Raw genomic sequence first — 18,214 nt, 5'->3', positions numbered from 1 at the left:
CGCAAAGTAACGCCCGGCGCGGCGGATTCCGCCGCGCCGGGCAGGAGAGACCGCGATGTTGCAAAAACTCTTTCACGTCAACATTTGTGTCAGCGACATGGAACGCTCGGTCCGCTTCTATCAGGAGCTAGGGTTCAACAAGGTCAACGACTTTATCCTTGAAGATCCCAGCGTGGGCGAGGCGCTGGGTCTCAAGGCGCGCAAGCTGCACGGCGTTTTCATGCGTCTGGGCAATGACGCCAACGCCCCGGTGCTCGATCTGGTGCAGTTCATCGACCCGCCGCCGCAGGGCAAACCCTACCCGACGCTGAATAACCTCGGAATCTGCCGAATCGCCTTCACCGTCGATGACATCGACAAGACCTACGAAGACCTGAAGACGAAGGAGGTTGATTTTGTCGCGCCGCTCAAGAAGATCGACGGCCCGGGTGGCGCGAAAATCGGCGTGGTCTGCTTCCGCGATCCCGACGGCACGATCCTGGAACTCATTAGCGGTATGTAAATACAAGACATTAGGGAGCCCACAATGCCGAACTTGACGATCAACGGCGAATACGATCCCCGTTTCGTGCGCGTGCGCGATGCCTTTATTGAGAACTTCGAGCAGCGCGGCGAGTTCGGCGCGGCAGCTTCGATCGTGGTCGATGGGCGCTGCGTCGTCGATCTGTGGGCCGGGCACGCCGACGCGGCGCGGACGCAGCCGTGGAATCGCGACACGCTCGTCAATGTCTGGTCCACCACCAAGGGCTTGTGCGCGATGTGCGCGCATCGGCTCGCTGACCAGGGCAAGCTCGACTTCGACGCGCCGGTCGCGAAGTACTGGCCCGAGTTCGCGCAGAGCGGCAAAGGCTCGATTCCGGTCAGCTATCTGCTGAACCATAAAGCGGGTCTGGCGGCGATCAAAGCGCCGCTCCAGAACGAGGATCTGTTCAACTGGGAGAAGGTGACGACGGAACTGGCGCGGCAGGAGCCGTGGTGGGAGCCGGGCACGCGGCACGGCTATCACGCGATTACCTTCGGCTGGCTGGTGGGCGAAGTGGTGCGGCGGATCAGCGGCAAGAGCCTCGGCGCCTATTTCCGCGAGGAGATCGCCACGCCGCTCGGCGCCGACGCGCATATCGGGATCGGTCCCGAATTCGACGCGCGCGTCACGGACATCATCTACGCGCCAGATCCCAAGCCGGGCGAAGTCAACTTGTTGGCTGACATGATGAACGATCCGGCCTCGGTGGGTGCGATGGCGCTCGCGAATCCGGCCAATATTTTCCTGCAGGAGACGACGAACTCACGCGCCTGGCGCGCCGCCGAGATTCCGGGAGCGAACGGTCACGCCAATGCGCGCGCGCTCGCCCGGATATACGGCGCGCTCGCGCGCGGCGGCGAAGTCAATGGCGTGCGCGTCTTCGGCCCCAAGGAGATCGAGCGCTGCTACACCGAGCAGTCGAACGGGCAGGACGCTGTGCTGCCGCTGACGACGCGTTTCAGCCTTGGCTTTATGCTGTCGCAGCCGCACAGCAAGATGGGTCCGAATCCGCGCGCATTCGGTCATCCGGGCGCGGGTGGCTCGCTGGGCTTTGCAGATCCCGACGCCAAGCTGGGCTTCGGCTACACGATGAATCAGATGGGGCTCGATCCGCTGCTCGACGCCCGTCCCGCCGCACTGATCGCGGCCGCCTACGCTTCGCTCTGACGACAAGAGACACATACGACTGTTTCGCTAGCCCTTATCTGTCGGATTCGCACGGGTAGCGCCATCCGCCGCGAGTGCGCTTTCATCACGAACGTAGCGATGGGTTACGAATGGAGCATCTTTGGAATCTCGCATCGGTGGTCGTAGGGGCGTTACTTGGCTATATGTTGACTGGGACTACTCGTTGGTTCGAGCGTCGCCGAAACGTGTACGACGACACGACCCGTTTCCTCGCTGACTACAGAGTTCGAGCGATGGGTTGCCAAACTCCTCAGGAGCTTTTGACGCATGCGGAATGGTTGAACAGACAGATTAGCGATGAGTTTCCGAAGCGCGTTTTCGACGAATGGAGAAAAGTACATTCGTTCCTTCAGGTGCCGGGTCTTCCTTCTCAGAGTGCGACGGCTTTCGACGATGCAAGAGATAGGGCGCTCGACGCGATGCAGATGTGTTTGAGATGGTGCAAGCACTTCTAAATGTGCGATTTCGCTGTTTCGTCGCGTTCATAGGGAATCGATGAGCGGAATATGGACCTCTCGACGGATTCTCTAGCGTTTGGCGGCTAAGCGAGCGCTTGCTAAGGAGGCGAAACGTTTAATGCTTTCGGTCCTCGTCCCCTTCTTCGTCGTCGCGATTGCGGTGGCCGGGTGGTACATAATTGACAGCCCTCAGGCGGCGACGTTCTATCTTTTTGTAATATCAATGGCGGCCTGGCTTTTGGGAGCGTACATCGGAGTCCACACCGGCTTTAGCGCCGGTTGGGTCATGGGTAGCCTCTTTGGGGCCGCGTTGTACCGCGAGAACCACGGTGGCCCAAAGTCACTCTGGTAGCCGCACTGGGGTGAGTGGCTCTTATGTCACTCGAGAATTAAGTATTAGATCGCCTCAATAAACCGCAAACCTTTCATCGAAACGCCGTCGCAGCGGGCGTCTTTGACGTCGAGGACGCCGCCGATCGTCGCGCGATCGAAACATACCGAGCTTTCGGCGCGAAAGCCGCTGCCGAGCACAACGTCACCGCCGACTGTCGCACCTTCGGCCGTCAACGCGACGCCGCCACGATTCTCGAATTGACCACCGGTACAGTTGAGCGTCCCGCCAATCGTCGCGCCGGCAAGCCGCACCGCCCCTTGTGCAAGGAACCGCGTATGCATCCGCACTGAGCCGCCGACGCGGATGCGTTCCGCGTCAAGTGCGATGCCGCCCGGATTCTGGCAGATGCCGCCGACGCAGTAGAGATCGCCCCCGATAGACGCATCGCGGAGGAGTACCGCGCCTTTCGCGTTAAACCATTCACCGAGAAAAGCGCGGCCCCCAATCACAACGTTATCGGCGGCGAGTGCGGTCGCGCCGGGATTCTCGAAGGCGCCGTGCGCGCAGTACAGAAAACCGCCCATCCGCGCGCGCAGGAGACTCACCTCGCCGCGGGCTTTGAATCCCTGACTCAATAATACGTTGCCCTCGATCTGCGCGTCGTCGAGGACGAGCGCCGTACCGCGGGGATTCATGAACTTCCCTCGCGCACAATAGAGCGCCCCGCCAATATGCATCCGGCGCATACTCACTGCGCCGGCGGCGAGGAAATCATTGCTCAGCAGCAGATGGCCACCGATTGTCATATCGTTGGCTATTAGCGCCGCGCCATCCACTGGACCTAGACTCGCGCCTGAGAACGACAGACTTTCGCTGATCGTCGCGCGCTCCAGGTTGATCGGCTGAGCAACGCGCGAGCCCTCGCAGAGTTGAAGATCTTGCTCGACGCGCAGCTCTTCGCCCTCCAGTCCCGAAAGCTCGCAACCGCCCAAGAAAATGGCTTGAAGCGATGTGCTGCGCATCCTGAGCTGTTCCTCGAAGACGCAATCGACGAACATCAGCGTTCCGGCAATCGTCAGACCTGAGAGGTCGAGTAAACCGCTGATCGTTGCGCCCTCGACGCGAATCGAGGCTGAGGCGGCGCCGGGGTTTGAACCGATTGCTAGTACCCGTGCGAGGATTTTTTCCGCGGAAATTGTCGTCCTGCGCATTGCTGTCATATACCCGATAGCGCGCCCGGGCTTGAGCGCGACGAGGACAGGGAGGTGGGGTCTTGCGCTCGCCGCAGCGATCGAGCTCGTGTTTGTCCTAGGCCTTGTCCACGTCGTCAGGGAGCATCGCGGCCGCCGCGCGGACGCCGATCAACGCCACACGTCCGTGCGGCCATTGCTTTTCCAGCCGACTCAAACGAATGATTATCCGAGCGTCCAGGGAGGTCGAATCGTGAGCCAGCCGAGCCCGAATCTGGAGAGGACTTCCGTCCAAGCGAGATTATTTTGCGTTCGGATCGATAAATGATCTAGAAAAACCAAGCTGCGTCTGCGCGGTCATACTCGAATGCACTCGTAGACGATTGATTCGCACGCCGCCTCATTATTCGTCGTAGCCTGCACCATCCATTTCACCGGCAGAAATAGCTTTCTTTTCTTAGTTACGGGCTCCGGGTAGATTCCGCGATAGCTCTTCAGTTCAAGGCCCGCGCGATCCGCGAGCTCGGCAACGCCTGAGGCAAACAGCATCGTCACATGGTCTACATTTTCGCACGACGCGTTGAACAAGTGCCGGAATATGCGCCCCAAATAAAATGGATTAGGCGTCGTCAGGACCAAACTGCCCCCAGGTACCAGCAGCCGACGCGCCGCGTCAAAAAGCCGGCTGGGATTCCCGAGGTGCTCGATCAACTCGCCGCAGATTATTAAGTCGAATCTATCCGTGATGTTCTCGCCCTGCTCCGACGTGATGTCGCAAAGCGCGACGTTGTATCCCTTCTCGAGCAGCTTGCGAATGCCTTCCGCGGCGATATCAACGCCGAAGCAACGACTTGCCACCGCCAAAAGCCGCCCATGCAACCAATCGGGATCTTCGGCGCTCTCAGCAATGTGATTGACCACTCCGACGTCCAGAACATTCTTGTTCTTTGCCATTTCACAGAGGTAGGCAATTCGGTTCTCAACGGGTTGTCGCCGCGCTTTCCTCAAGAGAGAGGCCCGAAGCCTCAAGACCTCAGGTAGATTTGGATTAGCGGAGATCTCACTCCAATGCACAGATAGGCTCCTTGACGAACGTCACTGCGATAATTGTGACAGCTCCAGACTCATTTTGCACGCCAGCTTGAGAGCAGGCATTTCCGAAAACTACATCGAAGGCTCGGCAGCGCCTGGGCGCATAAAATATAGCATTATAAGTAGTCGCAATCTCAGGTAAGTGATCTGAGTTCGCGCAAAATCGATGGTCGTATAGTCATTCCGGTCGGCCTGGATCGAGCGATGGAGCTATTACAATCGGTTTGGTCCTGTAGTATTGTTTATCCTTCAATTAATCGATGGATTACAACCCGGCCCACGGCGCCCGTGAGATGACGCCGGATCAGCTCCCGGCGGTCCGCTACGCGCTCGACCGCGCACTCCAGCCGATTGGCAATACCAGGGCTTCGACGTCATCGACCAGTTCCAGCCAGCGCGATTCGCTATCAGGTTAATCATCTCGGCTTCACCCCCGGCCTCGTTCGCACCCACTACACGCCGAGCTTCGACAGTTATCTCGGCCAGGCGCAGCGAAATCTCGTCGAGACGTATCTACAACGGCGGGTCTGGTGGCACTGGATTTACGAATCGATGTGGGGTAACTTCAACTTGACGAACGTCGACCCCACCAGCAAAGATAACACCATGCTGACCGGTTGGTACGGGATGTACGTGGGCCAAAAGATGCTCTCCTCCGGAGACCGCCGCTATGCTGAGCCGGACGCGCTGACCTTCCGGTTGAACGAGCGGAATGCATACCCGCACGACTACCATTCGGTGGTCCGTTCGGTCGTGGAGAACCATCGGCAGTCCGACTTCTGCCTGTCCCTTGTGAGCCGAACTGGATTTATCCGGTCTACCCTGCGAAGTTGAGGAACACTCGGAGAACGAGCGCGCCGCCAGGTTCAATTTCAAGGAGGGTCATACAATGACAACCTTTCCAGTCAGTGCGATTGAAGTTTTCGGCCGCGGCGTTTCGAAAGCCGAAGGCGTCGTCATCGACAAGGATAATTGTGTATACGGAGGCGGCCGCAATGGCGTGATGTACAAGGTCACGCCCGACGGCAAAGTCGCTGAGCTGGCGACGCTGCCCAGCGGTTCGATTCCCAACGGCGTCACGATGGATCGTAATGGCGATCTAATCTATTGCGACCTCGGCAAGGAGGCCGTGGTGCGGGTGACGCAGAGCGGAGAGGTTACGATGGTCGCTGATCGCGTTGCCGATCTCCATCTCTCCCTGCCCAACTTTGCAACCTATGACGCCGAAGGCAATCTCTTTGTCTCCAACTCCAGCACGAACAACATCAACAATATCCTGCCGGAGCTAATGACGCCGTCGCCCAAGGGCGCGCTCGTCGTGATTCGCAAAAACGGCAAAAGCGAGATAGTCGCGACGGGCTTTTACGTCGCCAACGGCACCGCGATCGATCCGAAGGAAGAGGCCGTTTATGTGCTCGAATCGACGCGCTACGACTGTATGCGGATCGCGCTCAAAAAAGACGGCACCTTCGGCAAGCCGGAAATCTACTCAAAGGACTTTCCCGCGATTCCTGACGGCATGGCGTTCGACAGCGCGGGCGATCTCTACATCACGCTGCCCGGCAAAGCGAAAAAACCCGAAGACCCGCCCAAGGACAAGATTCTGCTGCCGGCCAACCAAATCCTCAAGGTGGATCAGAGCGGCAAATGGACGATGCTCATCGATGATCCGAAAAGCGAGCGCCTCGACCATCCGACCAACTGCGCCTTCGGTGGTCCGGGCTTGCAGGATTTATACTTCGCGAATCTCGAGGGCGAGCATTTCAGCCGCGTCCATACGAATTTCCGCGGGCATCCGCTCTACCATCAGCGCTAATTTAATTTGATCGCAAATTTGTGGTTAACGAAACAGGCTCCGACGCGCGCGTGAGCGCCGGAGCCTGTTTCAAATCCGAGGCGGGTTAGTTAACGCAGACCGAGTTCCGCCAAAGGGCCGCGATCGGCCACCGGCGCGCGCTTGACGCCAGTGCCGAGCGCGACTGAGCCCGGCGTGCGCTGAAACGGATCCGGCAGATCGATCTCCTTGGCGTAGGCGTGCAGCGCCGGCATCACCTCTTGCGCGAACAGACGCATACTCGTGCGCCGATCCTCGTTGCTCACCGGACCCTGCACGCTGAACATGATGAAGACGCCGGGGCGCAGGATGCGCAAGATCGCCTTGACCTTCTGCGTGACGCTGGCCGGCGTCCCCGCGATCACTTGGTAATTGCGCATCACCTTGTCGAGGCCGCCGCGCAACTTGCGCCGCACCTCGTCGTAGTCGACCGCGCCCTCGTCGCCGCCGTGCTGAGCCTGCGCCAGCTTGTCGCCGCTGAGGCCGAGCCAACTGCCGGTCGGCTGCTTCGCGAGCATCCGAATGGCGCTCTTCGAGTTGTACCCGGGCGGCATCGTGAACTCCGGCGCCGAAAAGGCATTCTGCCCGCCGCCGTACACGAAGTTCTCCGCGATCGCGTGGGCCTTCTCTTCGGTCTCCGCCACGACCGTAGGAATCAGGTAGCCGAAATTCTCCGGTCCCGCCTGATAGCCCTGCTTGGCCGCTTCGTCAGCATAGTAATCCCAGAGATCGCAGGTCGGCCCGAGCATCGTCCCCAGCCCGATATAAGGGTAACGATGTTCCGCGCACCACTTCACGGTCTCGGGGCTGATCACGCCCGGAATCCACATCGGCGGATGCGGTTTTTGATACGGCAGCGCCCATGGATTGACGTGGCGATAATGGAAATGCTTGCCCTCGTAGCGCCACGGTCCGGGCCTCGTCCAGGCCTGCACGATAAAGTCGTGGGCCTCGTTGAACAGCTCGCGATTGTAGGCGGGATTGGCGTTGTTGAAAAACTGCTCGCTGCCCGCGCCGCGCACCCATCCAGTGATCAGGCGGCCCCGTGAGATCAAATCGATCTCGGCCAGCTCCTCGGCCATCCGCAGCGGATGCTTGAGCACCGGTAGCGGATTGCCGATCAGCACGATGCGCACGCGCTTGGTGCGATAGGCGAGCACCGACGCCTCGACGTTCATCACGCTGCCCATGCAGAAGGGGTTGCCGTGATGCTCATTCAGGGCGACGACGTCGAAGCCCAGATCTTCGGCGTAACAGTACTCGTCGAGATAATAGTGATAGTCGTCGGAGGCCTTCTCGCGATCGAAGTGCGAGTTCGACACCGCAAAAAAGGCCCGATTCTTGAGAATCACCTCCTCGGGCAACCAGCGATACGGCCGTTCGGTGAAATATCCTATCTGCATGACTCTTACTCTCTTAATAAAGATTCTTGACGCAGCTCGCAGACTCGCCTGCTCGCTACGCGCGGCAGCCGCGCTACGCTAGTGTTGGGCAGCCACCGATACGGCCGTTCAGTAAAGTATCCTATCTGCATGTTCCTACTCTCTTAGATAGTGTTAGGTGGCGAGAAACTTTCCGACGACGCGGGAAAACTCCTGCTCATTCTCGATCTCCGGGCGATGGCCCGCACCCGCGATCTCGGCGATCTGCGCCCCCACAATCGCCTGCCGATAGGCGTCGATACAACCGCGCGGCACGACCTGGTCGCGCGTACCCCACACGAGTAGAGTCGGCGGCTTGGGTCCGTAAAGCAGATGCGGCAGGCTGGGATTGTGCATGTACGGCTCCCAGCCGATCCGCGCCGTTTCCGTGCGCGCGTCCTCGAAGGCCTCAAACAGTTCGGGCGTCATCTCACCGCCATAGATCCGTCCGAACTCAGGCGTGTTGTCAGGCTCCGCAACCGTCGCGCGCAGATGACGCCGGATGGTCAGTGCGAAGAAATCGAGGATTTGGCCGTTCGCAGGCTTGATCCCCATCGGCGCGACCAGCACCATTTTCGAGAAAATTTTTGGGTCCGCCGCCACCATCTCCGCCGCCAGATAGCCGCCCGCGGAGAAGCCGATCACGTCAATCGGGTCGGCCTTCAACTCGCGCATCACCTGTGAGTAAAAGGCGGCGAGATCGCGATAGCTCATCACCCAGTCCAGCTTCGGCGTTTTGCCGAAGCCCGGCTGCAAGGGGATGATCAGCTCATGTTTGTCCGCGAGCCATTCGTTCCAGGCCATCCAGCCCGGGTATCCGAGCTCGTCATGCAGGATCAAAAGCGGCTTGCCGCTCCCACCGCGAATTACTGCGAGTTCGGCGTCAGCTGCCTTGACCGTTGTTTGCGTCCACGGCGTCACAATTTTATCTCCAACTGTTCTTCATGCAGTTCGCAAAGTCGCTGCTCGGCTCGACCGCGCGCTGGCTGGTCAATGATACGCGCGAATCTAGCCGACCCATTGCCACCCGTCCAGCCGGACGCTTGCTCCCTCTCGCGGGAGAACCCTCGCGCTTGACTCTCCCGCGGGAGTGAACCACAAACAATCTCATGAAGATTCTGATCATGGGTGCGGGTGGAGTCGGCGCTTATTATGGGGCGAAGCTGCAGCAGGCCGGCGAGGAGGTGACGCTCTGTGCGCGCGGTGACAACCTGCGCGCGCTCAAGGAGCAGGGCCTCGCGGTCAAGAGCTACCTCGGCGATTTCCACGTGAGAGTGAACGCGACCCTCGAGCCGCTTGAGTTCGCCCCCTACGATCTCATCCTGTTTGCCGTCAAATCCTACGATACTGAGCCGGCTGCACAGCAGCTCAAAGGATGCCTCGCGCCTAATGGAATCCTGATGACGATCCAGAACGGCGTCGAGAACGAGGAGGTCCTCTGCCGCTTCTTTCCGCGCGAGTGCGTGATGGGGGGGAATTCGCGGATCGGCGCCGATATGGCCGCACCGGGCAAACTCAACCATACCGCCCTCGGTGTCATCGAGTTTGGCGAGCTGGATGGCACCGAGACGCCGCGCGCGCGGCGGCTTAAAGAGGTCTTCGAACGCGCGGGCATCTACGGCGTCCTGACCAGCGATCTGAAGACGCTCCGCTGGTACAAGCTGATGGGCAATAACAGCACCAACAGCGTGAGCGCGCTGACGCATACGACCCTCGGCCAGATGCTCGACGATCCGGCGGGTTACGAGCTCGTCCGCACGCTGATGCTCGAGACGCTCGCCGTGGGCCGCGCTGAAGGCGCAAAGGTGGTTGATGAGCGGGCGGACTGGCAGCTCGGTCAAATCCGCAAGATGGACGCGTATGCGATCAAGACTTCGACCCTGCAGGATCTGGAAAAAGGCAAACCCCTCGAGTACGAAGCGATCTCCGGTGCGGTGCTGCGCGCAGCGCGCCGTCACGGGATCAGCGCGCCGGCGACCGCGGCGGTTTACACGCTCTTGAAACTGCTCGAAAGCACCCGCCGCAAACCCGCGTAACCCCGACGCGGCTTACACGCCCAGCTCTTTGAACGCTTTCTGCTCGCGCCGAAGATCCGGCGCTGTGCACGTCCACTGTTCTTTCGTCGAACGTAGGAAGTTCTTAACCTCGGCAGAGCCGGTCAGTTCCAGCCAGATCGGGCCGCCGCCCGCCGGCACCCGCAGCGAGAAATTCAGAAAGCGGCAGCACACGCGCTCGAAGTCGATGAAGTGTGCAAGCTCCTCGACGATGCCGGCCTCGGCCGGGAAGCGCAACGCGTAGCCATCATCGAGCTCGCGGACCTCGACGATTTTTTTTGCGATAGTGCGCTCAACCTCGGCGACTCGCTCGCGTAGATCAGCTGGGGGCAAGGTGCAGTAGACGGGCGTGCTATTCTGTTCAGCCACGTGATCCCCCTACTAGGCGGTCAGCGCGACGACTTTCTGCGTATCGACGTATTCGCGGACGCGGCGAATCTTGCCGTCCTCGATCTCAAAAACAAAGCAGTACTCGTTCGTGTAGTCGCGGCCGTTGGAAAATTTGGCGCTGTTGGTCATCTCGATCAGCACGGTATCGCCGTCAGCATAGACTCGGCGAATCTCGCTGGTGACGCCGTTCGGAAACATTTTTGCCGCGACGCGGGCAAACTTAACAATCTCCGCCTTGCCCTTGCGCAAGCCCGAAAGCTCCGGCAGGTTGCCGGGAATCAGCCAACTGATCTCGTCGGAGGCCATCGCGAAGGCCTTCTTGAGCTCGCCTTGCGCAAAGGCGCGCCAGAACTTTGTCGCCAGTTCTTTGTTGGTTTCATTGCTCATGCCGATTCCTCCGGACTTTCGCGCAGCGCTTGCATCAGGCGTATGCAGCTTCGAGCAGTGACACGATCTCCTCGCGCGTCACCGGACGATCCACCACCTTCGCGGACTCGACTTCGTGCAGCACGGTGGCGGCGATCTGCGTCATCTCGCCGCGCGGCACGCCGGCCGCCTTGAGTGAATGCGGGACATCGAACTGCGCGATGAACTGGGCAACGCGATCGGCGCATTCGAGCGCCACCGACCGGGCGTTCGGCCCGTCGTAACGCACGCCGAGCCCCTCCGCGATCGGACCGAAACGCTCGGGGGCGATGTCGGCCATGAAACGCATCACGTGCGGCAGCATGATGCACGAGGTCACGCCGTGCGGGACGTTCCATTTGGGGCCGATCTGATGACCCAGCGCGTGGGAGACGCCGAAGCGCGTATTCATCCCGCCGAAGATCGAGAACCAGGCCGCCATCTGGCAGTAACCGCGATGCGCCAGGCTATCCGCGCCGCTGGTGTTGATTGAGGCGGGGAGATGCTCGAACAGCAGTTTAATTGCCTTCGACGCCAAGGTGTCCGGCAGCAACTGATGGCGGATCGAATAGATTGCTTCGACCGCGTGATCGAGCGCGCGCATCCCGGTCGCGATCCAAAGCCACGCCGGCGTCTCGACCGTCAGGGCCGGGTCGTTGATCACGACGCGCGGCTGCAGGCGGGGATCGACCACCGCCCCCTTGATGAGCGTGGCCTCGTCGGTGACCCCGCCCACCGGGGTATATTCGCCGGCCGAGAGCGTGGTCGGCAGGGCGATTTGGATAAAGTCGCGGCTCGTATCGACTCGCGCGTTGGCGCCGCCAAATTCGATTCCTCCCGCGGCTGCGCCCGGATCGCGGCCGGTCAGGATCGCCGAAGCCGCGACCTTCGCAGTATCGATCGGGCTGCCGCCGCCAAAGCTGATCACGCAGTCGGCGCCGACGCGCTTGATCTCTCCGATTAGCTCGCGGGTCGTGCCGAGCGGCACATGCTGCTGCGCGTTCTTGAAGACCGCGGCGCAGCGGACCCCGAGCGCTCCGGTAACCTGATCGAGCAATTTCGAGCCGCCGAGCGTCTTGCCGGTGACGACGACGGCGCGCGAGAGGCTCCGCCGTTCGAGCTCACGGCCCAGCCCGGCGACTTTGCCCGCCCCGAAGATGACCCGCTCGAGGCGGGTGAAATTGAATTCGCCTGCTGGTGCTTCCACTGACCTAACCCTCCGTCGAAACTTTCGCGCGGCCGTCGCTTCAGGACTTGCGCCCCACGAAGTGTGATCGGTCTCGTCACGTTACATGAGAATTGCGCGATTAGAGTATCGATCGCAAATGAAATGAACCTGAATGAACGCTGCTCGTGTTGCGCCGGAAACACCGTGGACCAAAACTGGGCTAAACCTTGCGCGGGAGATTGTTTCGATCTATACCCACAGGTTAAAATTGAAGAGTCAACACGGAAATTCCAGTTTGTAATGATAACGACTCGGTCGCGGCGATTTCGTCGACAAACCAGCGCCTACTTTCTGATGCTGACGAGCCTGTCGCTGCTGGGGTTCATGGGTAGCGCCTTGGCGGCCGACCTTAGCGTGGGCAGCGACCTCGCGCCGATCCAGCGGCAACTGCAAAAGCTGAAGCTCGATGAAGCTGCTGAACGCGACCGGCTCGAAAGCGACGAAAAGCTCATTCGTGCGCTTGAGCAACGGCTCGATCAGCTCGACGCGCAAAATCGGACGTTGCAGCAGAACTCGGCGCAACTCTCGGCGACCAATCATCAATTGCAAACGGCCACGACCCAGCAACTGCAGACGATCCAGCAGCAAATTTCCAGCGGCGCCTCGCCCGACCAGTTCGCCAGCGCTTTCGAGCGCTACCTCGGGCTCCATCAGTTCACCATCGGTGGCGATGCGGCGGGCGGCTTCATCTATGATCGCCAAACCGCGCAGAACACTTTTTCTTTGGCTTTCCAGCCGATCCTGCTTTACCGCTTGAATGACTGGATGTTGTTCGAAGGCTCGATCGCGGCCTCGCTGCCGCTGGGCTCGGGTGCGAGTTTTGCCCTACCGGTGGCGACCGCGCAGATCTTTCTAAATGATTATCTGGAAATTAACGCGGGCATATTCGATCAGCCTTTCGGTGACTGGTACGAGGATCAGAGTGCGCTGTGGGTCAATCGATTCATCACGGCGCCGTTGCTGTATGGGGCGGAGGCGATTGTCCCGCCAACCGACATTGGTCTCCAGCTTCGCGGATCGGTACAGTGGGGCAAGCTCGGGCAGGACGTTGATTATACGGCGTGGATAGCCAACGGCCCGAGTTTCGATTCTGCGCTGTCGCAACCGGTGGTCGGCCAAACGCTAAACCCGCAGAACAACATCGCGCTCAATACCAATGGCCGCGCTTACGGCACGCGCCTGCGCGTTTACCCGCTGCCGCTCGACGACAATCTCGGCCGCCTCGAACTGGGCGCTTCGACTTACGACGGCAAGTGGCAGAATGCGCTCTGGTTTAATGCCTGGGGATTGGACTTTGCGTATTTGCGCGACAACCTTCAGGCGCGCGGCGAGTTTGCTGAGACCTACCGGCAGATGCCCAATGGCGCAGCCCCGGACAATCGCCAGGGATGGTACCTGCAAGTCGGCTACTTTCTCCAAGGCTTGCCCTCTCTCCATATGGGCGATCAGCTCGACCAATACATTCGCCGGCTTGAGCTGCTGACTCGCTATTCGGGCGTGAACCAGCGCGCCATTGTTACCAACGAGATCACTACTGACCCGGGTATCGGGCTCAGCGGCTCGCCGTCGATCTTCTCACCGCACGCGCGCGAAGTCGCGTTGGGTCTCGACTACTGGATTGAACCGACCATCGTTTGGCAGACCGAATTTGATCTCGAACTACCGGGTGCGGGCGGCTCCCTCCTGACTTTGAACGGCTCGCCGCCCGCACTGAGCAGCCGGCCCGCCAACACGACGCCCAACGATCAGGCGATTCTGACTCAACTGGCAATTGGCTTTTAGATCCCGATTGTACCAATCATTATGAAAACCCATGCAGCTCGCTTCACTGGGTTAGCCGGTATCACGACCCTCCTGCTCCTTTGGGCCGTGACGTCGCGCGCGGCGACCACCCAATCAGCGGCGACTACCCAATCAGTTGAGCAGCGCAAGCTGTTGGTTCGGGGCGCGAGGCTGTGGCCGGTGTATTGCGCGCAATGCCACAATGCTCCGTCCGGCGCACAATATTCACCGGCGCAATGGGACGCGATCACGATGCATATGCGCACACAGTCGATTATGCCCGCCAATGACATGCGCGCGATAAAAGAGTTTCTTAAGGAGGCCCGCTGAGCGATCTATCGCCCGTCGTCCGGTTCTCCAATTCGGCGCAAAACAGTTCACGTGCTTTCACGCATTGCCGTGGCAGCCTGCGGGCGATTCTTGGCCTTGCCGGCTGCCCGAACGGAATTTGCCCTGGGATCTCGTTATTCGCGTCTGGAGGTTTGAAATGGCCGTGCTCATGAAGTTGTTTTCGCGTCGCTCTCGTATGCTCCCGCCGCTCGCCGTGGCGGTTATGCTGTGGCTTGGCTTGCTGTCCCGAGCCGATCAGGCCATGGGCCAACCCGCGACGACGATCAAGATGAACGATACGCCGCCGGCATTCGAGCCGAGCCGGGCGACAATCAAGGTGGGCCAGACCGTCACGTGGGTCAACGCCGGCGCCACGGTACATGATGCGTCCGACAGCCCTGCGATCGCGATCAAGGCGAGCGATGTAGCCAGTCCAGCTAAGGCAGTGGTGTTCGATTCGGGGTTCCTGCAGCCCGGCGCAAGTTTCAGCTACACCTTCACCGTCCCCGGTGTTTACAAATACGTCTGTCTCCCGCACGAAGCGGCCGGAATGGTCGGCGAAATCACCGTCGAGCCGGGCAAGAGCTAGGCGATTAACGGGAGGCGCTCATCGTAACGCCGCCCCAAAAAAGTGCTTTTCGGACCAGGACCCTTGAGTGCTTAGAATTTCTGCGGGTGTAACGAAATTCCGCGGCCAGAGAAAAAGCGGCTTAATTGAAGTCCGTGAATTCCTTAGAGTGCCCGTAACAGCTTCAGGGTTTGATTATCACCACCGTGCCGATCGGGAGAAGCCGCGCCATCTCTTCGATATCGGGATTGTTGACTGAGATACAGCCGAGCGTCCAGTTGACCTCGCGATTATTGAGGACCGGACTGTCCGTGCCGTGGATCCCGACCAGACCACCCTCGCGGCGCCACGTCGGCATCTGATGATTCGCCCGCAGGTCAGCAAATCGCGCCTGGTCGGCGCCGTTGGGATAGTTGAGTTTGAGGAACCAGTCGAAGCGGCTGCGGCGCTTGGCGACAATTGCGTAAGCGCCTTCGGGCGTACGCGAATCACCCTCCCACTGCTTGCCGCCGGCTAATTGGCCGCGGCCGAAGACCGCGTGATAGGTGCGAAACAACTGGTTTTTATAGTAAACCTCGAGACGATGGCGCCCCTTGTAGATATGGATTGCCCAGTTGAAGGGGTCGGCTCTCAAGTCTGCCGGAGTCTGGTCGAAAAGGCGCTGCGCCAACTTGGTATCGCTGTGAGCATCCGCGGCGGACGAACTCGTCGGCGCGAGCCCGCCCTGGGCGCCGGACGGCGGCACGATCGCGGCCATGGTCAGGTTTGGGGTGGCGACGGCAGTCGGGCTTTCAGCCCCGACGATCGTCGCCGCCAACGCCCACGCACAAGTGATCATCACCGCCAGCCCACACCCGCGCACTACTCTCATCATGTGTGCAATCTCCGCCTGCACTATTTTGAAAGGCCGATGGGATTGCGTCAATTGCTAGCGTCACAAAGCGCGCCGCGGCTAGGTTCGGCGATTGGGATTGGCCCAAAAAATGAGATTTTGAACGGAGTCTGACGATGGAGGATTCGCTCGCCAAGGCATTTGGCGCACTGACCACTGGAATCTATGTGCTCACCGTTGCCGACGGCGTGGAACATCACGGCATGTCTTCGTCGTGGGTGACGCAGGTTTCGGGCGAGCCGCCGCTTTTCAGCGCGGCCGTGGACAATCAGCATTTCTCCCACCGGATAATCGCGCGCACCGGCCGCTTCGCCCTTAACGTCGTTGGCGCGCGCGGCAAGGCGCTCGAGGATTACTTCTATTCGCCCCGCGCCCGCCGTCCCAACAACCTGAGTGATCTCGAATACGACCTGTCGCCCGCCTTGGGACTGCCGTGGCTCAGGCTCGCGATGATCACGCTCGAGGCGCAGGTGGCAGCGGCGTTCGTCGCCGGCGATCACACGATTTTCGTCGGCGCGCCGGTAGGCGTCCGCGTGCGGGAAAACGATCGTCCGCTGACCTCGCTCGAACTGGATTATGTCTATCTCGGCGGCCGGGCGGTCATGTCGCGCGACCGCTCGGGCTGGTAGTCAGCGGTGACACGCGACGTTATCTGGGGCGAAGGTTAATTTGACGCGCGGCAAAATCGTCTGCTACGATGCGCCGGGTTTGGGAGCTGCGACGATGCCGATTGAGCGTAATGAGTTGCGCCGCGTGATGGGTCACTTTCCCACCGGGGTCACCGTCATCACCACGACTTCGAAGGATGGGCAGCCGTTCGGCTTGACCGCGAATGCGTTCACCTCGGTTTCGCTCGACCCGCCGCTGCTGCTGATCTCGGTTGATAAAAAGGCCGAGAGCTATCAGCATTTCGAAGATAGCAAGGTTTTCAACGTCAACTTCCTGAGCGAGGATCAGGAAGCGCTTTCGCGAAAGTTCGCAGTCAGCGGCGGTGACAAATTCAAGGGGGTTGCCTATCGGTCAGGCACCAATGGCGTTCCTATCCTGGAGGGGGCGCTTGCTTGCATGGAATGCCGCCTGTACGCGGTTTATGACGGCGGCGATCACACGCTCTTTCTCGGCGAAATCATGCAGGCTGAAACCCGCGAGGCGAAGCCCCTGGTTTTCCATCGGGGCGGCTACAAGACCATCGGCGACTGAGTTGGGCCTTTCAACTCAGCCTGTTTCAGCACGCGGACCTTAGGGGGGCAAGTGGCACGGCTGCCGGGCTTAAGCATCTTTCTGCCCTCGCATAACGAAGCAGGTAACGTCGAACGCGTGGTGCGCAACTTTTGCGCCACGCTGCCGGAAGTCGCAGACGACTACGAAGTAATCGTGGTGAACGACGGCAGCCGCGATCAGACGGGCGCGATCGCCGACCGGTTGGCCGCGGCAGATTCGCACGTTAAGGTGGTCCATCATCAAGTGAACCGGGGTTATGGAGGCGCTGTAATTTCCGGGATTCGCGCGGCCTCGATGCCGTGGGTATTGCTCTGTGACGGCGACGGTCAGTTTGATCCGAATGACGTAAAATTACTTGCGGCACGGACACCGGAATATGACGTTGTGATCGGCCGCCGCGCTCATCGCGCCGATCCCTTTGTGCGGCGGATGAACGGGAAAGCCTGGACTATTCTGGTCCGGATGATGTTCGGCTTGCACGTCTCCGACATGGATTGCGGCTTCAAGCTTTTCCGCCGCGCGTTGTTGCAAGACATGGAGCTCCACGCCAGCGGGGCCATGATTACCACTGAGCTGATGGCGCGGCTCGCCGGGCGCAAGGCAAAGATCTGCGAGGTCGACGTGCAGCATCTGCCGCGGGTGGCGGGTGAACAGAGTGGCGCAAATTTCAAAGTGATCGCCCGGGCGTTCAAAGAACTTTTTGCGCTCTATCGAGAGCTTCGTTCGGCAAGACAGACCGTTCAGTAATTTAGTCTCGCTGATATACGGTTCAGGTGTTGGCCGCTAGGGCGGGACAGACCAAAGCGTTGAAGCCTCTGCACGGATTGCGCTAGCGACGTCCACCAGACAGTTGAAAGAAGGCCGAATTCTCTAAGAATTTGCCTGCCTGCTCGGCTTCCTGGAGATGGCACGGCAATCGCTTACAGGGATTAAGAGGTTCATACGGAACCTCCAAAAAAAGGAGAAGGATATGAAGCGTACCGTTTCGATGTTGACTGCCGCGCTGTTTGCTGGGGCGATTGCAATGCCAGCTTTCGCGCAGGCTCCGGCTGACACCTCCTCGCCTGCGGCGGCAGCGTCGGAGGCGGCCCCTGCGGCGGAGAGCTCGCCGACGACGATGAGCCACCACCATCCTCATCATCACCGCATGATGCGTCATCATCATCACGCGAAGAAGGGCGCGATGGAAGCGAGTCCGGCGGCGGAGTCATCAATGGCAGCGCCAGCTCCGGAATCCTCCATGGCGGCACCGGCCCCGGCAACCTCGCCCGCTCCGTAAAGCCAACCGCACAACCTCAGTATCA

The 18,214-nt window shown here is 60.2% G+C and carries 19 protein-coding genes; 11 read left to right on the top strand and 8 right to left on the bottom strand.

Annotated elements, in window-relative coordinates:
* Positions 1 to 55 precede the first annotated feature (55 nt).
* Together VKS22_13635 and VKS22_13630 are read left to right on the top strand one after the other, a co-directional pair.
* Positions 56 to 502, top strand: coding sequence for a VOC family protein (locus VKS22_13635; GenBank protein HLW71650.1), 447 nt, complete (start codon positions 56 to 58; stop codon positions 500 to 502).
* A 24-nt stretch (positions 503 to 526) separates the two neighbouring features.
* Positions 527 to 1,690, top strand: a complete 1,164-nt coding sequence (locus VKS22_13630) for a serine hydrolase domain-containing protein (protein HLW71649.1) — start codon at positions 527 to 529, stop codon at positions 1,688 to 1,690.
* Between the two features lie 875 nt (positions 1,691 to 2,565).
* Here VKS22_13630 and VKS22_13625 read toward each other — a convergent pair.
* On the bottom strand, positions 2,566 to 3,714 hold the full coding sequence (locus tag VKS22_13625; GenBank protein HLW71648.1) for a hypothetical protein: 1,149 nt from the start codon (positions 3,712 to 3,714) through the stop codon (positions 2,566 to 2,568).
* Positions 3,715 to 4,050: 336 nt separating this feature from the next.
* Positions 4,051 to 4,767: a class I SAM-dependent methyltransferase gene (locus VKS22_13620; GenBank protein ID HLW71647.1), complete on the bottom strand. Its 717-nt coding sequence runs from the start codon at positions 4,765 to 4,767 to the stop codon at positions 4,051 to 4,053.
* Between the two features lie 369 nt (positions 4,768 to 5,136).
* On the opposite strand from VKS22_13620, the gene VKS22_13615 reads away from it, so the two are divergent.
* Both VKS22_13615 and VKS22_13610 read left to right on the top strand, forming a co-directional pair.
* Complete coding sequence (locus VKS22_13615) at positions 5,137 to 5,619, top strand: hypothetical protein (protein ID HLW71646.1); 483 nt, start codon at positions 5,137 to 5,139, stop codon at positions 5,617 to 5,619.
* Positions 5,620 to 5,674: 55 nt separating this feature from the next.
* Positions 5,675 to 6,601 carry an SMP-30/gluconolactonase/LRE family protein gene (locus VKS22_13610; GenBank protein ID HLW71645.1) on the top strand — a complete coding sequence of 309 codons (927 nt, stop codon included), beginning with the start codon at positions 5,675 to 5,677 and terminating at the stop codon, positions 6,599 to 6,601.
* A gap of 89 nt (positions 6,602 to 6,690) precedes the next feature.
* Here VKS22_13610 and VKS22_13605 read toward each other — a convergent pair whose 3' ends face one another.
* Together VKS22_13605 and VKS22_13600 are read right to left on the bottom strand one after the other, a co-directional pair.
* On the bottom strand, positions 6,691 to 8,022 hold the full coding sequence (locus VKS22_13605; protein ID HLW71644.1) for an LLM class flavin-dependent oxidoreductase: 1,332 nt from the start codon (positions 8,020 to 8,022) through the stop codon (positions 6,691 to 6,693).
* Positions 8,023 to 8,175: 153 nt separating this feature from the next.
* Positions 8,176 to 8,961 (bottom strand): alpha/beta hydrolase, encoded by a 786-nt coding sequence (locus VKS22_13600; GenBank protein ID HLW71643.1) that lies wholly within the window; start codon positions 8,959 to 8,961, stop codon positions 8,176 to 8,178.
* 188 nt (positions 8,962 to 9,149) lie between these two features.
* On the opposite strand from VKS22_13600, the gene VKS22_13595 reads away from it, so the two are divergent.
* The gene (locus VKS22_13595) at positions 9,150 to 10,076 is read left to right on the top strand and encodes a 2-dehydropantoate 2-reductase (protein HLW71642.1); all 927 of its coding nucleotides are present in this window, start codon (positions 9,150 to 9,152) and stop codon (positions 10,074 to 10,076) included.
* 12 nt (positions 10,077 to 10,088) lie between these two features.
* Here VKS22_13595 and VKS22_13590 read toward each other — a convergent pair whose 3' ends face one another.
* Genes VKS22_13590 through VKS22_13580 form a run of 3 tightly spaced genes read right to left on the bottom strand, consistent with a single transcriptional unit; the run spans position 10,089 to position 12,096 of the window.
* Positions 10,089 to 10,463, bottom strand: a complete 375-nt coding sequence (locus VKS22_13590; protein ID HLW71641.1) for a hypothetical protein — start codon at positions 10,461 to 10,463, stop codon at positions 10,089 to 10,091.
* Positions 10,464 to 10,475: 12 nt separating this feature from the next.
* Positions 10,476 to 10,871 carry a nuclear transport factor 2 family protein gene (locus tag VKS22_13585; protein ID HLW71640.1) on the bottom strand — a complete coding sequence of 132 codons (396 nt, stop codon included), beginning with the start codon at positions 10,869 to 10,871 and terminating at the stop codon, positions 10,476 to 10,478.
* A 34-nt stretch (positions 10,872 to 10,905) separates the two neighbouring features.
* Positions 10,906 to 12,096: an iron-containing alcohol dehydrogenase gene (locus tag VKS22_13580; protein ID HLW71639.1), complete on the bottom strand. Its 1,191-nt coding sequence runs from the start codon at positions 12,094 to 12,096 to the stop codon at positions 10,906 to 10,908.
* A 315-nt stretch (positions 12,097 to 12,411) separates the two neighbouring features.
* On the opposite strand from VKS22_13580, the gene VKS22_13575 reads away from it, so the two are divergent.
* A complete protein-coding gene (locus VKS22_13575) occupies positions 12,412 to 13,899 on the top strand; it encodes a hypothetical protein (protein HLW71638.1) in 1,488 nt (495 codons plus the stop codon).
* Positions 13,900 to 14,386: 487 nt separating this feature from the next.
* The gene (locus VKS22_13570) at positions 14,387 to 14,818 is read left to right on the top strand and encodes a plastocyanin/azurin family copper-binding protein (GenBank protein ID HLW71637.1); all 432 of its coding nucleotides are present in this window, start codon (positions 14,387 to 14,389) and stop codon (positions 14,816 to 14,818) included.
* A gap of 163 nt (positions 14,819 to 14,981) precedes the next feature.
* Here the strand turns inward: VKS22_13570 and VKS22_13565 are convergent, their stop codons facing one another.
* Positions 14,982 to 15,671, bottom strand: a complete 690-nt coding sequence (locus tag VKS22_13565; GenBank protein HLW71636.1) for a L,D-transpeptidase — start codon at positions 15,669 to 15,671, stop codon at positions 14,982 to 14,984.
* Between the two features lie 134 nt (positions 15,672 to 15,805).
* Here VKS22_13565 and VKS22_13560 point away from each other — a divergent pair, with 134 nt between their 5' ends.
* From VKS22_13560 to VKS22_13545, 4 genes are all read left to right on the top strand, one after another.
* Positions 15,806 to 16,318 (top strand): flavin reductase family protein, encoded by a 513-nt coding sequence (locus tag VKS22_13560; protein HLW71635.1) that lies wholly within the window; start codon positions 15,806 to 15,808, stop codon positions 16,316 to 16,318.
* 94 nt (positions 16,319 to 16,412) lie between these two features.
* Positions 16,413 to 16,889: a flavin reductase family protein gene (locus VKS22_13555; GenBank protein ID HLW71634.1), complete on the top strand. Its 477-nt coding sequence runs from the start codon at positions 16,413 to 16,415 to the stop codon at positions 16,887 to 16,889.
* A gap of 51 nt (positions 16,890 to 16,940) precedes the next feature.
* Positions 16,941 to 17,657: a glycosyltransferase family 2 protein gene (locus tag VKS22_13550; protein ID HLW71633.1), complete on the top strand. Its 717-nt coding sequence runs from the start codon at positions 16,941 to 16,943 to the stop codon at positions 17,655 to 17,657.
* Between the two features lie 223 nt (positions 17,658 to 17,880).
* Complete coding sequence (locus VKS22_13545) at positions 17,881 to 18,189, top strand: hypothetical protein (GenBank protein HLW71632.1); 309 nt, start codon at positions 17,881 to 17,883, stop codon at positions 18,187 to 18,189.
* Positions 18,190 to 18,214 lie beyond the last annotated feature (25 nt).

This window comes from Candidatus Binataceae bacterium (genome assembly GCA_035308025.1).
In the GTDB taxonomy this organism is placed as follows: Bacteria; Desulfobacterota; Binatia; order Binatales; family Binataceae; genus JAJPHI01.
This window is presented reverse-complemented; position numbering and strand designations above follow the sequence as displayed.

Coding starts and splice junctions, on each gene's coding strand:
- VKS22_13635 (HLW71650.1), top strand. CDS start 56: ATGTTGCAAAAACTCTTTCACGTCAACATTTGTGTCAGCGACATGGAA.
- VKS22_13570 (HLW71637.1), top strand. CDS start 14,387: ATGGCCGTGCTCATGAAGTTGTTTTCGCGTCGCTCTCGTATGCTCCCG.
- VKS22_13545 (HLW71632.1), top strand. CDS start 17,881: ATGAAGCGTACCGTTTCGATGTTGACTGCCGCGCTGTTTGCTGGGGCG.
- VKS22_13605 (HLW71644.1), bottom strand. CDS start 8,022: ATGCAGATAGGATATTTCACCGAACGGCCGTATCGCTGGTTGCCCGAG.
- VKS22_13630 (HLW71649.1), top strand. CDS start 527: ATGCCGAACTTGACGATCAACGGCGAATACGATCCCCGTTTCGTGCGC.
- VKS22_13575 (HLW71638.1), top strand. CDS start 12,412: ATGCTGACGAGCCTGTCGCTGCTGGGGTTCATGGGTAGCGCCTTGGCG.
- VKS22_13610 (HLW71645.1), top strand. CDS start 5,675: ATGACAACCTTTCCAGTCAGTGCGATTGAAGTTTTCGGCCGCGGCGTT.
- VKS22_13585 (HLW71640.1), bottom strand. CDS start 10,871: ATGAGCAATGAAACCAACAAAGAACTGGCGACAAAGTTCTGGCGCGCC.
- VKS22_13555 (HLW71634.1), top strand. CDS start 16,413: ATGCCGATTGAGCGTAATGAGTTGCGCCGCGTGATGGGTCACTTTCCC.
- VKS22_13595 (HLW71642.1), top strand. CDS start 9,150: ATGAAGATTCTGATCATGGGTGCGGGTGGAGTCGGCGCTTATTATGGG.
- VKS22_13560 (HLW71635.1), top strand. CDS start 15,806: ATGGAGGATTCGCTCGCCAAGGCATTTGGCGCACTGACCACTGGAATC.
- VKS22_13565 (HLW71636.1), bottom strand. CDS start 15,671: ATGATGAGAGTAGTGCGCGGGTGTGGGCTGGCGGTGATGATCACTTGT.
- VKS22_13625 (HLW71648.1), bottom strand. CDS start 3,714: ATGCGCAGGACGACAATTTCCGCGGAAAAAATCCTCGCACGGGTACTA.